18 protein-coding genes and 4 pseudogenes are annotated in these 14405 nt (G+C 62.2%); 11 read left to right on the top strand and 11 right to left on the bottom strand.

All coding sequences use genetic code 11. From position 1 onward, the window contains the following. Positions 1-302: 302 nt before the first annotated feature. From P6U23_RS30860 to P6U23_RS30825, 8 genes and pseudogenes are all read left to right on the top strand, one after another. Entirely contained in the window at positions 303-1577 is a 1275-nt protein-coding gene (locus P6U23_RS30860; protein WP_407176146.1) for a molybdopterin-dependent oxidoreductase, read from the top strand. A 9-nt stretch (positions 1578-1586) separates the two neighbouring features. Beyond that, positions 1587-1919: a cytochrome c gene (locus P6U23_RS30855; protein ID WP_407176145.1), complete on the top strand. Its 333-nt coding sequence runs from the start codon at positions 1587-1589 to the stop codon at positions 1917-1919. Between the two features lie 74 nt (positions 1920-1993). Next, positions 1994-2400 (top strand): annotated as a pseudogene (locus tag P6U23_RS30850) (DUF302 domain-containing protein). Between the two features lie 119 nt (positions 2401-2519). Then, entirely contained in the window at positions 2520-2972 is a 453-nt protein-coding gene (locus P6U23_RS30845) for a DUF2267 domain-containing protein (RefSeq protein WP_407176144.1), read from the top strand. A gap of 16 nt (positions 2973-2988) precedes the next feature. Next, positions 2989-3171 (top strand): hypothetical protein, encoded by a 183-nt coding sequence (locus P6U23_RS30840; RefSeq protein WP_407176143.1) that lies wholly within the window; start codon positions 2989-2991, stop codon positions 3169-3171. A 4-nt stretch (positions 3172-3175) separates the two neighbouring features. Further along, on the top strand, positions 3176-3400 hold the full coding sequence (locus P6U23_RS30835) for a hypothetical protein (RefSeq protein WP_407176142.1): 225 nt from the start codon (positions 3176-3178) through the stop codon (positions 3398-3400). After that, positions 3397-3879 (top strand): hypothetical protein, encoded by a 483-nt coding sequence (locus P6U23_RS30830; protein WP_407176141.1) that lies wholly within the window; start codon positions 3397-3399, stop codon positions 3877-3879. The genes P6U23_RS30835 and P6U23_RS30830 overlap by 4 nt, the downstream gene beginning before the upstream one ends. 31 nt (positions 3880-3910) lie before the next feature. Beyond that, positions 3911-4132: a hypothetical protein gene (locus P6U23_RS30825; protein WP_407176140.1), complete on the top strand. Its 222-nt coding sequence runs from the start codon at positions 3911-3913 to the stop codon at positions 4130-4132. A gap of 55 nt (positions 4133-4187) precedes the next feature. On the opposite strand, the pseudogene P6U23_RS30820 reads toward P6U23_RS30825, so the two are convergent. Together P6U23_RS30820 and P6U23_RS30815 are read right to left on the bottom strand one after the other, a co-directional pair. Beyond that, a pseudogene (locus P6U23_RS30820) lies at positions 4188-5788 on the bottom strand (alpha-amylase family glycosyl hydrolase). A 120-nt stretch (positions 5789-5908) separates the two neighbouring features. Then, the gene (locus tag P6U23_RS30815) at positions 5909-6073 is read right to left on the bottom strand and encodes a hypothetical protein (protein ID WP_407176139.1); all 165 of its coding nucleotides are present in this window, start codon (positions 6071-6073) and stop codon (positions 5909-5911) included. Between the two features lie 30 nt (positions 6074-6103). Between P6U23_RS30815 and P6U23_RS30810 the strand changes: the two genes are divergently transcribed. Together P6U23_RS30810 and P6U23_RS30805 are read left to right on the top strand one after the other, a co-directional pair. Next, on the top strand, positions 6104-6325 hold the full coding sequence (locus tag P6U23_RS30810) for a hypothetical protein (protein ID WP_407176138.1): 222 nt from the start codon (positions 6104-6106) through the stop codon (positions 6323-6325). An 88-nt stretch (positions 6326-6413) separates the two neighbouring features. After that, positions 6414-6704, top strand: coding sequence for a hypothetical protein (locus P6U23_RS30805; RefSeq protein ID WP_407176137.1), 291 nt, complete (start codon positions 6414-6416; stop codon positions 6702-6704). A 69-nt stretch (positions 6705-6773) separates the two neighbouring features. On the opposite strand, the pseudogene P6U23_RS30800 reads toward P6U23_RS30805, so the two are convergent. The 5 genes and pseudogenes from P6U23_RS30800 to P6U23_RS30780 form a co-directional block, all read right to left on the bottom strand. Continuing rightward, positions 6774-7001: pseudogene (locus tag P6U23_RS30800) on the bottom strand (MFS transporter); the annotation flags it as partial. 217 nt (positions 7002-7218) lie between these two features. Continuing rightward, the gene (locus tag P6U23_RS30795; RefSeq protein WP_407176136.1) at positions 7219-7635 is read right to left on the bottom strand and encodes a hypothetical protein; all 417 of its coding nucleotides are present in this window, start codon (positions 7633-7635) and stop codon (positions 7219-7221) included. Positions 7636-7923: 288 nt separating this feature from the next. Next, on the bottom strand, positions 7924-8169 hold the full coding sequence (locus P6U23_RS30790) for a hypothetical protein (protein WP_407176135.1): 246 nt from the start codon (positions 8167-8169) through the stop codon (positions 7924-7926). A gap of 72 nt (positions 8170-8241) precedes the next feature. Beyond that, positions 8242-8493: a hypothetical protein gene (locus P6U23_RS30785; protein ID WP_407176134.1), complete on the bottom strand. Its 252-nt coding sequence runs from the start codon at positions 8491-8493 to the stop codon at positions 8242-8244. Between the two features lie 96 nt (positions 8494-8589). Next, entirely contained in the window at positions 8590-9735 is a 1146-nt protein-coding gene (locus P6U23_RS30780; protein ID WP_407181644.1) for an MFS transporter, read from the bottom strand. Between the two features lie 315 nt (positions 9736-10050). Between P6U23_RS30780 and P6U23_RS30775 the strand changes: the two are divergent. Further along, positions 10051-10539 (top strand): annotated as a pseudogene (locus tag P6U23_RS30775) (NuoB/complex I 20 kDa subunit family protein); the annotation flags it as partial. Here the strand turns inward: P6U23_RS30775 and P6U23_RS30770 are convergent. The 4 genes from P6U23_RS30770 to P6U23_RS30755 all read right to left on the bottom strand — a co-directional run bounded on the left by P6U23_RS30770 (position 10540) and on the right by P6U23_RS30755 (position 14315). Continuing rightward, entirely contained in the window at positions 10540-11445 is a 906-nt protein-coding gene (locus P6U23_RS30770) for a LysR substrate-binding domain-containing protein (RefSeq protein WP_407176133.1), read from the bottom strand. It lies immediately after the preceding pseudogene. A 51-nt stretch (positions 11446-11496) separates the two neighbouring features. Beyond that, positions 11497-12561 carry a YeiH family protein gene (locus tag P6U23_RS30765; RefSeq protein WP_407176132.1) on the bottom strand — a complete coding sequence of 355 codons (1065 nt, stop codon included), beginning with the start codon at positions 12559-12561 and terminating at the stop codon, positions 11497-11499. A 229-nt stretch (positions 12562-12790) separates the two neighbouring features. Next, a complete protein-coding gene (locus P6U23_RS30760; protein ID WP_407176131.1) occupies positions 12791-13042 on the bottom strand; it encodes a hypothetical protein in 252 nt (83 codons plus the stop codon). A gap of 73 nt (positions 13043-13115) precedes the next feature. Beyond that, the gene (locus P6U23_RS30755) at positions 13116-14315 is read right to left on the bottom strand and encodes an oxalate decarboxylase family bicupin (protein ID WP_407176130.1); all 1200 of its coding nucleotides are present in this window, start codon (positions 14313-14315) and stop codon (positions 13116-13118) included. Between the last annotated feature and the right edge of the window lie 90 nt (positions 14316-14405).

Below are 14405 nucleotides of genomic sequence, written 5' to 3'. Positions count from 1 at the left end.
CGCAGGCGCAATTGTTCCCATCGGGTGAAGGCGCGTGACGCTCTTAAGGATCGCATCGAAGCGCATTCGCCGCATCCCGTCATTGGAGGGCATCGCGAAGCGGCGGGCTCGAAAGACGGGGCCGGCTCTCGCAGCCGACCCGATGTCATTCAATATCGCCCGCTTGCAATATCGCCCGCTTGTCACTGCGGGCTTCGCAATCGATCGATTGCATCGTTCATTTCGAACAAGACGATGCGTTGGATCGGTAGACCAAAGCGACCTATCGCTTCGGAGATGTCACCGACCACGAGGAGGGCTTCATGAATAATCGGGGATCCAGCGCGGAGCGGTCGCTTCGACTCGCGGATCGGGCGGGATCAGCCGAACGGCTGACCCGCCGGCACTTTCTTGCGCAGGCCGCTCTCGCCGGGGTCGCCCTGTCTGCAGGGCCGGCTTTGGCCGACGATATGATCAAGCTGCCGCTCGCCGGCGAACCTCGGGAGCGGCCGGTCACCAATGACTTTCCCCAAAAGGGCAGCATGATCCTGCAGCGCACACGTCCGCCGCTCCTGGAAACGCCGCTCGAAGTGTTCGATCGCGGTGTGTTCACGCCGAACGAGCGGTTTTATGTGCGCTGGCACTGGGCGGTGATTCCGACCTCCGTCGATGTCAGCGCCTTCCGCCTTGCGGTCCGCGGCCACGTCAACCAGGTTCTTTCGCTGTCATTGGACGAACTGGCCCGGATGCCGCGCGTTGAGCTGGCCGCCGTCAATCAGTGCTCCGGCAATTCGCGCGGGCTGTTCATGCCGCGCGTAGCCGGGGCGCAATGGGCGCACGGCGCCATGGGCAATGCGCGCTGGACCGGCGTGCGGCTGAAGGACGTGCTGGATCGTGCCGGCGTCAAGGCGGGTGCGATCGCAGTTCGCTTTGATGGTCTGGACGAGCCGGTTGTGCCGGATGCGCCCGACTTCAAGAAGTCGCTGCTGATCGATCATGCCCGAGATGGCGAGGTGATGATCGCTTATGCGATGAACGGCGAGCAATTGCCGCTCCTCAACGGCTTTCCACTGCGCTTGATCGTGCCCGGCTGGTACTCGACCTACTGGGTCAAGATGCTCAGCGACATCGAGGTGCTGGATAGGCCCGACGACAACTACTGGATGACGACGGCCTACACGATTCCCGACACGCCATACGCGAGCATCACGCCTGGCCAGACCGGGGTGAAGATGGTCCCGATCAACCGCATGGTGCCGCGATCATTCATCACCAATATCGAGACCGGCGCATCCATCCACGTCGGCGCCGGCACCATAGTACGCGGCATCGCCTTCGGTGGCGATGCGGGTGTGAGCAAGGTGGAATTTTCCGCCGATGGCGGCATGTCCTGGCGTGAGGCGCGGCTGGGCAGGGATTACGGCAAATACAGTTTCCGGCAATGGGAGACCGATCTCTCGCTCAGCCAGGCGGGCAGTCACACGCTGATGGCACGCTGCACGAATGCGCAGAACGTCGTGCAGCCGAGCACGGCAAACTGGAACAACAGCGGCTTCATGCGCAACGTCGTCGAGCCGACGCAGGTCAGAGCGATCTAGGAGCTGGTGATGTTTAGAGCAACGCCCTGCATCCGCCTCCTGGCCGTCGCCGTGTTCTGGTCAGCGCCGGCGCACGTTCAGGAGGCGCCGACGTTCAAATCACTCAGCGTTGATCTGCCAAGCGGAGACGCGCAATTTCGAGGCGGGCCGGAGGCCGATGCAATCAACAATAATTGTCTCGCCTGTCACTCCGCCGATATGGTGTTGAACCAGCCCTCATTCCCGAGGGCAGTTTGGGACGCCGAGGTACACAAGATGATCAAGGTTTATCGGGCGCCGATCGATGAAGCCGACGCGGCGCGCATCATCGATTATCTGGCGAACACCAAAGGGACGAATTGACGCAGGGAGCGAGCGGTGTGCCTGCACCATAATCGCTGCCTTGCAGAGCGCCAGGGATGCTGGAGCAAACGGTCATGAGTGCGGACGGGTTGATCACGATCCAAAGTCACTACGGGCCAAAAGAGACCATGCAGAGGCTGAAGGCCGCGGTCGAAGCGAAGGGCATGACCATATTTGCCCAAATCGACCACGCAGTCGGCGCTGCCCAAGTGGGATTATCGTTGCGCCCGACCGATCTGTTGATCTTTGGAGCACCGAGGGGGGCACGCCCCTGATGCAATCCGTGCAAACCATCGGCATCGACCTGCCGCTCAAGGGTCTGGTGTGGCAGGACGAGAGGGGCGCGACCTGGCTCTCGTACAATGACCCGGCATGGCTGGTGCAGCGGCACGGCGGTGCGCCCGGCGCAGGAGCGGCCATTCACCCCATGATCAGTGTGCTCAAGGCAGTTGCGAGCGCAGCGACATCGAACGAGGAATAAGGGTTCTCGTTCTTACGTTGCAAGGCAACGCGCTACAAGCAATAAGCTCGCTGTCGGCACGAACCGATCGACCGAAACGCCGTTGTCCTTGTCTCGAACAAGCACGACGGATGGTTTCCATGAGTGCAACGGGTCTAGACGTATTCGACAGGACAATCCATCTCACCAACACCTGGCTCGACGAAATGATGGCAAGCCTGCCGCGCGACAAGCAGTTAGCTTGGCATGCCCTCGGTGCGGTGTTGCGGACGGTGCGTGACCGGGTTCCGATCAATCTTGCGGCGCATCTTGGTGCACAGTTGCCGCTGCTCGTCCGCGGCACATATTACGATCAGTGGCGGCCGAGCGACACGCCGCAGAACTGGCGGTCGGCGGAGGAATTCTTCGCCCTGGTTTCCGCGCAGCTCGGATCCGTGAAACCCATTGACGTGGTCGATGCGTCTCGCGCGGTGTTCCGAGTGTTGAACCATCATGTCGATCCCAACCAGGTGGAGAAGATCAAGCACGCGCTGCCGGAGGAAGTTCGTTCCCTCTGGCCGGCGAACAACGCGCAACAGTCTTCAGCCGCCTGATCAGACGGAGCCGATCATGACAAAGACGCCTCCTGTGCCGCCGGACAACCAAAGCCATAAGGGTACCGGCGACGCCAAGTCCGGAAACGCACACCAGGTCCAGCGCTCGTCGACGCGCGTAACCAATCCCGATGAGCAGGGCCAGCAAGGCAATATTAAGCAGAACACGACCAATCAGGGCTACCAGCAGGACCGTTAGGATCATGTCCACTTCGACCAAGACGCCCGCGAGTATCCGCCAGGGTGGTCCCGGCGCCGCGCATGAAAATGCCAAGGCGCCGCGGGACACCAAGAAACCGACGGCCGATGACCCGCAGCGCAGGCACAGCCATGTATCGGGCGGCGGCGGCGAGCACGACAGCCATCATGCACACCAGCCGGAACAGAAGGGCGGTGGCAGCCATCCAGCCGAGAAGGGGAAATCATGACCAAGCATCCGAAGTTGAACAGGCCCACCAATACCGATCTCCTCCGCAATCCTCTGATCGGTGGTTCGAAGGGCCTGACCATGGCGCAAGCCGCGCCTGAGGACCTCGACGAGATCGTGGGCGAAAACACCATCGAAGGTGACGTGGAGAATGATACCAACCCTCAGGGCGGCATCGACGAGGGACCGCGCCTGCAGGGGCGGATCCATCGCGGCGGCGACCACGGCGGCCCATCGCGAAGGATGCAGCTACAGGGCAAGAAGACCCATGAGCAGCAACTGCGGATACTGGAGCGAAAGCCCGATGTTCCCGACGCGCGACAGGTCGAGCAAGATATCGCGCGCCTGCAGGCGAACGGCGGCGCGCGTCTTGCCAGGCACGAGGGGCGGCAATCCGAATTTCCGGTAAGCCGCGGTGGGCTCAATCAGGAGAGCCGGCACAACAAGCATAACCGTCCGACTGCGAAGGGACGCCCGTGACGAACAACGCGTTCGCTGGAAAGGATCGACTATGGCCAACAGAGCAGGCAAGCATTTTGGCGGCAGCGCTGCGGACAAAGGCAAGGGCGCGGGGACCGGCGGGATGACGGACCTTCAGGACGATCTCGTCGGCGAGAACATGGTGCTGTCCAACCGCGATAAGGCCGAGCATTCGCGCGATCGCGGCCAGGATCGGAAATGGCTGGAGACTGAACAGCGGCACGATCACGCAGCCAACAAGGGGCGGGGATAGGGCACGTGCAAGTGGCGAGCGGTGCAAGTGCGAGCTTGCAGAACCGGACGAGCGCCTAATCACGCACGGAAGCGCCGGTAATCACGCCTTCATTGCCGCGCAGATCGACCGCGCCGGAGATGGCCTCTCCGGCGCGGTCCATGAACGTCGAGAGCAGGATTTCGCCCTCGAGCTCAATGGCGTCGGAGCCAAGTGACACTGGATCGGGCCCCAGGTTCAAAACCTCCGTCAGCGAAGCGCCCTCGCAGCGGCGTCGGTAGATCAGGAGATCGTCGTGCGCGGCGATCGGCTCATAGCTGCCGATGACCAGCGGTGGCCGTTCTTGTCTCAGTCGGATGAGCGCCTTGTAGAGGCTGAGGATCGACTGCGGATCCGCGTCGAGATTGGCGACATTCTCGTGCATGAAATCATCGGCGAGCGGCAGCCATGGCGGTGCGGTGGAGAAGCCGGGCATTGGTTGTCGCCTCCCATTGCATCGGCGTGCGGCAGCCGTCGCGGCCGAGCCTAGTCCCGGCACGTTCTTCTCAAAGGGATCGCGCACCTGCTCCGGCGCGATCGCGACCTGACGCAGGCCGATCTCGTCGCCGTAATAGAGCGTCGGTGTACCGCGCAAGGTCAGCAGCAGCATCGCTGCGATGCGCGCCTGGTCTGTGCCACCCGGCTCGCGACCCGGGGACGATCGTGGTTACTCAGCACCCAGTTGGGCCAGGCGCCCACCGGCGGTGCTCGCTCATATTCGGCGATCAGTTTTTCGATGCCGCGGGCATTCCATGTCGCCGAAAGCAGGGTGAAATTGAAGGGCAGGTGTGCGCCAAGGAGATCCTTGCCATAGTAGGCGACCAGCCGCTCGATCGGCAGATAGATCTCCCCGATCAGCACCCGCGCGTCGAATTCGTCGATCACGCGGCGCATTTCAGCGATGACCTCGTGAACTTCGGGCCGGTCGGTCGAGTACAGCGGCAGAAATCTCTGGTGCGGCGGCTGGCCCTCGCGAAAATTTGCATTTGGTGGATTGTCGCGAAACTCTGCATCCTGATGCCAGATTACGTCGACGCGGAAGCCGTCGACGCCCTTGCGCAGCCAGAACCGCATGACGTCATAGATGGCCTTGCATACCGCCGGATTGCGCCAGTTCAGATCCGGCTGCTGGGCCAGGAATGCATGATGGGAATATTGGCCGCTCGCTGCATCGTATTGCCAGGCGCTGCCGCCGAAATCTGAGAGCCAGTTGTTGGCTGGCTGGCCTCCAGGCCGGCCATCGCGCCAAATGTACCAGTCGCGCTTCGGATTGTCGCGCGAACTGCGGCTTTCGATGAATCAGGGATGCTGGTCGGACGTGTGGTTCGGCACCAGATCGAGGATGAGCTTCAAGCCGTTTGCATGCACGGCCGCAAGCAGTGCGTCGAAATCGGCCATCGTGCCGAACAGCGGGTCGATAGCGGTATAGTCGGAGATATCGTAACCGAAGTCCGCCATCGGCGAGAGAAAGATCGGCGAGAGCCAGACCGCATTCACGCCGAGAGACTTCAGATAAGCAAGCCGACGGATGATGCCCGGCAGATCGCCGACGCCGTCAAAATTGGAATCCTGAAAACTGCGAGGATAGATCTGATAGAAAATCCCACGTTGCCACCATAGTGTGTCCTTCATTTCCATATCAAAGCATCCATTGAAACTGGATCTGTGGTTCGCGGCAAGCGTCAGGGGGTTCTATACCGCCGATGTCCTGACAAACTGCTCTAGGAACAATCAGACGGCGCAAAGCATGACGCCAATCTACAAGAGCCCGATGCAGGCCCTGCTCGATCCCGTGGCTTCACCACCGGCAGGCCGTGGCTGCCGCTTCCCGACGATCGGACGCGCAATGTCGAGCGACAGCGGAGCGATGAGCGATCCCTGCTGCAGCTCTATCGTAAGCTGGTCGCGTTGCGGCGGCAACATGCGTGTCTCGTCGAAGGCGCCTACCAGCCAATGCGCTCGCGCAATGACGTCCTATCCTATTGCCGCACATTGGGCCGCGCCAAAGTGCTGGTCGGCTTGAACATCGCCAACGAGCCGAGGCAATGGGAGTGGGAGGGCCGCGGGCTGCGACTGATCTCGACGTATCTGGACCGCTCGGAGGATCCGGTCGAGGGCCCGATCTTGCTTCGCGCGAACGAAGGCGTGGTCGTGCTGCGACAGTCGCCTGCATAGCCGCTGCCATCATTCAAAATCGTACAACGCCGGGAACGCTTGCGTGGCCCGCTGGTTGGCAGGTCTTCGAAACCTCCAGGAGCCAGTGATGAAGACATTGATGTTGGCTGCGGCAGGCGTACTCGCTCTTTCGGCGGCTTCAGCTTCGGCGCAGGCCGTTGAGAGCAGGCGGGGCTATCACGACAATAGTGACAATAGTGGAGTGACGATCTACGGTCCTGCCCCCATGGATGGCGGCTATGTGCGTGAGCGTGGCCGTCGCGTCGTGCCGGACGGAACGGTCGGCATGGGCCGCAATACGTTCGGCGACACCTCAAGCGAAGGCAATGTCGGTCCCGGCACCAATAACAACAGCGGTCCGCAGCCGGGCGGCAGGTAAGGGTGATCTTGGCTGTGTTTCACACGAATCCGGACGCCTGCCTCGGCTGGCGTTCGGGGGTACCGCGCTCTCGGCGGCGCGGCCGAACAGAAAGGCGCCGACCGGGCGCATGGCGAGGGTGACGAGAATCGTAATGCTGACGTGGGAGATGTCGGTGTTGAACTCGGCCGCGATATCCTTCAGTACGAAGACGAGCAGGAAGAAATCGAACGTATCGAGAGACCATCCGAGGAAGCTTGCCGCGACGACGTGTCTTTGCTCGCTTGTCCAGCCCGAAAGCGCACGAATGGTCACCAGCTATCGCCTCCCGCGGCGCCGGGTCCGGAGAGTAGATGCAACCGGACCCGGGGCTTGCTCACGTGCGCTCGCAGGCCGCGCCGATTCTTCGGTAACCATCCTTCGTTGGCAGCAAAGCCGCATGCTGCCGCAAATATGGGTTTGACGGAACGAACCGCCGAGACTCGGCGGCTCGTCGATTGGTGAAAATTGCGTCGCGGTAAAGTGCGGACGCCAGTCAGGTCACCGGCACCGGCCGGTCGGCTTCGATGGTCCGCTCGGTTGCCGTGCGCTTGCTGACGGGGTCAGCCGGCATCTGGACGATCCGCATCCGCTGGCCGAGGACAAGGTCCGTCACCTTCACGATCTTGCCGTTCGAGAACTCAAGCGCGTCATGGTGTTGCGCGGGCTTGTCCAGGTCGATCTGCCGGAAGCGCGCGAGCCTCGCGCCGATACTCTTGCGGAAGATCGTCCCCTCGGCAAAAGCGTTGTGTTCGAAGGCGATCTCGGTCCCGGGACGCAGGCAAACAGCGACCGTCGGATCGGCAGGCGAGGCGAACCCTCTGGTATGGGTGCCCAGGAACTTGGTGGACACCAGGACTTCCGAGGCTTCCGCCGGTCGCGAGGCCACGGCATGCAGGCTATAGTCGCACATGACGAACTCCTAATTGTCATCAGCACCAAGGCCGCAACTTCGGACTCACTTACTTGTTCCTCTGTAGCGCCGCGCAAGGACGAAAGTGATGAGTTGGGCGTCAATCTGCGTCTTGCGCAATCGGAATGGGCGGCGCGGCTTCGCCCGCGGCGGGCGCTTCCTGCCGCAAACGCGAGAACCGGGATGAGCGCAATGACAATCTTCCTGCGATGCAGCTCGCACCCGCCGGCGGATTGAACGAACAGTCGACCGGGGGCTGGCAGCCGCGCCTCGCGCGACGAGGCAGCTTCAGCAAATGAACTGCGGAAAAGTCGTGGCGGGCTGCTCCGCTTCCTCTTTCTCGACGGCCGCGATCGCCTTGTTGGCGAGCATCAAGGGGCGGTGTTCGCCCGAATTGAACATGGTCAGAATGCGTCGCGCGGCTTTCTCCTGCGCGCCGAGACGATCATAGCCGCGCAGCACCAAGTATCGCGTCGCAATATCGAGCGCCGCATATAACACCTTGGTCTGGTCGCTGGGATACGGCAAAAACATGCGTCCTCCTCATGAAGCGAACGCCTGCCTTGCACTGTCGTTCCAGTCCGAGCGAGGCAATCCTCGCGCGCGCTACGTGGCGCGGCGACCCGTCTTGGAGCTATAGGGACCCATGGGCGGGCGTCTCAGGCCTTCCGGCAAGATCTCTTCTTGGCTTGGCATCGGCTCGGGCCGCACGTCGGCGCCGTCCTGCGCCGCTTCGTGCGGCGTGATCGCTTCATGGACCTGGTCCGGCTGCGGCCGGCCTGCATCATTGATGGCGTCGTAACTCCCGGAACGGACGTCCCGGAAATCGGTGCCTGCAAAGCTGTCTCTCTTGTTCATGCGAAGAATCCTTGTTCACGGAATCCTTGGCCGTGCTCCAACGATAATCGGCATGCGGGGATTCGTTCCGGGCTCGCCGCGCCGGGCATTGAACGCTCAGTAATGTTTGACGGCCGCGCCAAACGCGACCCATAACGCGACCGAGAGCAGCCCCAATCCGCCGAGCAGAAGGAAGGTCGGGGCAAAGCCGATCCATTGCGCGATCCAGCCACCGAGGGCTGGGCTGAGTGCTGCACCCGCACCCTGGATCGTGATCACGGCGCCTTGTGCGAGGTTGACGCGACCGGTTCCGTTCAGCGAGCGCGCCACCATGCCTGGCACGGCGACGCTCTGCAGACCGGCACCGACGCCGTCCAGGATCTGGACGGGAACGACGCCCCACCAGCCCGTCAGGAAAAATGCGAGGACGCCGCGTAATGGCAAAGCCAGGAACGAGACCAGAAGGATGGGCCAGTAGTTCCGGCCCTCCGCCGCTCGCATGCCGAGCACGGAGGCGACGATCATCACGCCTTGCGCAATCACGATGGTGGCGGCGACGAAGCTCGGACCATTCGTCGTATGACCGTCCGACACCGCTGCCATGCCGTAGAGGGGAACGATCGCGGCGCTTCCGAGGTGAAACGCCGCCAGCGCCAATGCGAGGACCAGCAGCGGCTTGTGCTTGAGCAGCACCCGCAGGGCGCTCGGGCGGCTTTCGGGATCATCCTCCTTGCTGCCGCGTGCGGCGCGGTCATTGATCGAGCGAGGCGGTATCATCAGCACACAGGCGATCGTGATCACGCCGAACAGGGCCGAGAGCAGAAAGACGGCAACGTAACCGAACTGCCACCCCAGGTATCCCGACAGCGCGGCCCCTGCCATGTTGCCGGCATGATTGAAAGCCTGGTTGAGGCCGTTTTGGCGATTGAAGCCACGCTGCCGGACGATGCCGAGGGTGATACCGGTGACGGCCGGCACGATCGCGGCGCCCGCAATCGAGGTCGCGATTTGCGACACCGTCACGGCCCAGAAGCTTTGCCGAAGCAAGATGATCGAGGACGCGGCGACCACGGTCATGCCCGGGATGATGACCCATAAGCGCTTACGGGTTGATGCGTCGATAGCCGCGCCCACTGGCGTCGTGATCAGCATGCCGGCTACATTGCCGACGGTCATGGCTGTCCCGATCATGCCGCTGGCCCAGCCGTGCTGCAGCAGGAACACGCCGACGAACGGGCCGATGCCGGACTGCATGTCGGCCATGAAGAAGTTTATAGCGAGCAGAGGCCAGAGGCGCGTCGCTGTTGTTTTGTGTCGTCGCAGCGGCTTGTCGGCCATTCCTTGCAAGTTCCGTCAACACCCGGACGCTCGAGAGCGTCATCCCTATAACGGGCGGCTCATTCGCAGAGTTCATCATACGATCGTGTATTTTACCGCGCCGGTCGCGGCGGCATGAAGCGAGGGCCGGAGGAACGAGTTCGCGCGCAGCCGGTTGAGCGCCTGAAAGCTCCAAGCGCGAGCAACAGCATGCTTCAGTCCACTGAGCCGCTTTATTCTCCTCACCGGCGGGAGGTCCCGCCGCCGTTTGCGTCGATCAGCACGCAGTTCGGCGACAAGGGTTTCATGATCGCCTCGATCGATGAACTCGTCACCTGGGCCCGCACAGGCTCGCTGATGTGGATGACCTTCGGGCTTGCCTGCTGTGCCATCGAAATGATGCAGATGTCGATGCCGCGCTACGATGCCGAGCGCTTCGGCTTTGCGCCGCGCGCTTCGCCTCGCCAGTCGGACGTGCTGATCGTCGCCGGTACGGTCTGCAACAAGATGGCGCCGGCCCTGCGCAAGATCTACGACCAGATGCCGGAACCCCGTTATGTGATCTCGATGGGCTCATGCGCCAATGGCGGCGGCTACTACCATTACTCCTACTCGGTCGTGCGTAGCTGCGACCGCATCCTCCCCGTGGACATCTATGTCCCGGGATGCCCGCCGACCGCAGAAGCCTTGCTCTACGGCGTGATGCTGCTGCAGCAGAAGATCCGGCAGACCGGATCGATCGAACGATAATCACAACACCTGAGGCGAGGCGGCGCGCTGGCCGACAACGCGCGACATCAAGGCGGCTTCCGCCTTGCTCACGTGGCGTTCCTTGTGTCTGATCGCGTAGAACGAGCGCTGGGCGAACTCGCCTTCCAGCCTGAACAGGGTCTTGGTCGCGATGGCTTTTTCGACCACGAGGTTGGAAATGGCGGCCGCGCTGGTGCCGGCTTCAACGGCGCTGCGGATCGCCTCATTTGAGGCGAGCACGAGCTGCACATTGAGGTCCGCGAGCTTCAGCCCGCGCTTCTTCAGGGCTGCCTCGAGCATCGCGCGTGTGCCGGAACCGGATTCGCGCAGTATCCAGCTCGTGCGGGTCATCCAATCCGGAGGCAGCTTCCGCTGCCTGGCGAAGGGATGGCGCGGACCGACGACGATGACCAGGGCGTCGCCGTCGAGACGGCGCACGGCCAGCGCGCCGTCATCGATCTCCCCCTCGACGAAGCCGATATCGGCCGTGCCGTCGCGCACATCGCTTGCGACCCGTTCGGTATTGGAGATCCTGACGCTGACCTCGATGCCGGGATAAGCCGCCTGAAACGCCTGCAGCCTCGGCGGCAGCCAATAGTTGGCGACGGTCTGACTGGAAGCGAGCGTCAACTTCCCGGTCTTCAATCCTGCGAGATCGTGAAGGGCCTGTTCGGCGGAGCGGGCCCTTGCGAGCACGCCACGTGCTTCACCGAGGAAGATGTGGCCCGTCTGCGTCAGAACGATGCCGCGTCCGACGCGATCGAACAGCCTGATGCCGTAACGCGCCTCCAGCGCCGCCACCGCCGCGCTCGTGGCGGATTGCGTTAGGTTGAGCTCGCGCGCGGCCTGCGTGACATGTTGCTTCTCTGCGACCGCAACGAAGATCCGGAGCTGTTCGAGCGTCATGACGAATCACCCCAAGAAAGTTGGACTGGACGAGCTGGACTGAACGAATGGTTAGACGAGTTTAATGAGGGCCAGGCTGAAGCTTGCTATGAAAAGAAAGGAAATCGCGCCCAGAACCGCCGGCCGCAGTCCCTTCGCCCGGATTTTCGACACGTCGGTCTCCAGGCCCATGGCTGCGAGCGCGACCGATAGCAGGAACGTCGTGACGAGCGCGATCTCCTTGCTGACCTCCGGTGGAATCCGCATCGCGCTGTTGAGCGCAACAACGGCGGTGAAGCCGAGAACGAACCAGGGCAGCGGCGGCCGTGCCGTCCTGGCCGCGCTGCGGCCGGCCGCGAGGCGCTGCATGATGCTCAGGGCGAAGACGACAGGAGCAAGCAGCATTACCCGGGCCAGCTTGACGATGGTGCCGAATTCGCCGGCGCGCTGGCCGTTCTGGAAGCTTGCCGCGACGACTTGCGCGATTTCATGGATCGAAGCGCCGCTCCACAGGCCGTAGGCATGCGGATCGAGATGCAGCAGCCGGGGCAGAAGGGGATAGGCAAACATCGCGACAGATCCGAACACGGTCACGCACGCGACGGCATAGGCGACGTCCTCATCATGGGCTTCGGTAACTGTATTCGTCGCGATGATCGCGGAAGCGCCGCAGATCGATGTCCCGGCGGCAATGAGCTGCGTCAGCTTGCGATCGACCTTCAGGAGGCGACCGAGCCAGACGGTGAACAGGAACGTCGCGGTCAAGCTCGCCGCGACGATGATCAATCCGCGTCCTCCGACGTCAAGGACTTGGCCCACCGTCAATTGAAAGCCAAGCAGGACGATCGCAATGCGAAGCAGCCGCCGCAGGCTGAAGGTGATACCGGGTTTTGCGATTGCTGGCGTGCCGATGAAATTGTGGAAGGCCATTCCGAGCACAATGGCAAGGATCATCGGACTTAACGCAGTCATTCCCGGAACGGCATGTGCGAGAAATGCGCTCACCGCGATGGCTCCAGCAAGCAACGCGCCCGGTGCTGCCTCCAGCGCGGCGGGCGGGTGAAATGGAAGTCCTGCATAAGCCGCGCTGCAATGGGTGGCGGGAGATGCAACTCGGTTCTCGGGCGGGATCGTCATGGGCGGCTCCTCAATTGGGCTCGCCCAAATATCGATCCCTGTGATCAATTAATCTAACAGATCGTTTATGTCAAAATATTCGGTTTTTCCGATCAGTCATCGCCCGCCATTTTGGCAGGAACGGGCAGTCGTGCGCCGCCCTCACGGGGAGGCTGGTCGCGCGATACGAAAAAAGCCCCGCAAAGATGCGGGGCTCTTTCTGTTCTGGGCGCTGAGCCAGTCGATGCGGTCAGCGGCCGCCGGGAGCCGGACCGTTGTTATTGGTCGTGCCCGGGCCGACATTGCCTTCGCTCGAGGTGTTGCCCCTCGTGCTGCGGCTCATGCCGGTCGTGCCACCTGATGACTTCATATTAGAGCCGGTCGTCATCGACGAGGTGTGCGAATGCCTGGTGTGCTTGTACGACTTCGCTTGCACGGTAAGAGGCGAGGCGGCCAAGCCCGCTGCGAGCAGTACGGCAATTGCCAGTCTGGTCTTCATCATGAACGGGAACTCCCTTTGTTGGATGACACGCGTGGGAAACTTCTTTCCTTGGGAACGGTTCCCGCCTTACCGCTCAAACCACCGGCTGCTTGTCCTTTCGGATACCATCAAGGAGGCTGCGTTCGATCTTCAGATGCGCCTCGAGCAGTTCACGTGGCGTCAACGCCATCCATTGCGCGAGCGAAACGTCCATGAATCGCGGTGATCTGAACAACTCGAGGAAACGGAGCTGTTCATTGCCGGTATTCTCGATGAAGTGACTCATCGACATCGGCACGTAACCGACATCGCCGGCCTGGAAGTCGAATGTCCGTGCGTTGGCCTCTGCGGCGAACACCGTCATCCGGCTTTTACCGGAAATGTAATATTGCCACTCGTCCGCATTCGGATGCCAATGGATCTCGCGCATATGGCCGGGATCGACCTCCACCAGAGCTGCCGCGACGTCGGTGGCGATCGGGAAGTTGCGCGTATCGGCGATGCGCACGCGCCCGCCGGGCGAGGTGGTCGGCTGCTGTTCCATCAACTTGAACATCATGTTTTGTGGCACCGCCCCGAGCGGGTCCTTGATGCTGTCGGTGTTCAGAGGCGGTGGCGGCTCGGCCTGGAAGATGAACAACTCCTGCTTTGGAATATGATCGAACGCCTTTGCGTCGACGCCGAAATTCCTGGCCAGGACCTCACGGTCGGTATGCGCAAAGAGATCGGTGATGGCGAAGGTGGAGTCCTCGGAGAACTGGCCATCGGGAAACGCCAGCAGAAATTCGCAGCCGTCGTTGGCTAGTCCCTGGATCGAGTGGGGGATCCCGGATGGAAAGTACCAGAGATCGCCCTCCCGCACATCGGCGATGAAGTTGTGTCCGTCGTTGTCGACCGCGGTGATCCGCGCGTTTCCGGCGAGCATGAAGGCCCACTCGGCCTGCTTGTGCCAATGCAGCTCGCGCACCGCGCCCGACTTCAAGCGCATATTGACGCCGGCCATCGTGGTCGAGATCGGCAGCTCGCGCTGCGTCACCTCGCGCGACCAGCCGCCGTCACGCATCTTCACGTGCGCGTCGGCGAACGAGAATCGCAAATTCGGCAACGTGCCGTGATCGGTGGACGGCGGCCGCAGGATGTCGGGGTTTTGCCGCTCGCGATCGTGGTTGCGCGGACCGATGATCGGGGCGCCCTTGTTGCCGATAACAGGCTCGTTACTTTCACTGGCCATCGCAGCGTTGGTGCCCAAGGCGGCCGCGGCCGCAAGCAGGGTTCGTCGGCTCGGGAAATTCATGCGTTCACCACCGCTGGCCGAACGCGAGCCGGTTGTGAAAGTTCCTAGTGCGTACGTCACGCAAAGCTTATGGCGGCAGTTCTGCAACCT

It is taken from the genome of Bradyrhizobium sp. STM 3562 (genome assembly GCF_045571435.1).
Classification (GTDB): domain Bacteria; phylum Pseudomonadota; class Alphaproteobacteria; order Rhizobiales; family Xanthobacteraceae; genus Bradyrhizobium.
Note: the sequence above shows the minus strand (reverse complement) of the source record. Positions and strands in the feature narration are given on the sequence as shown.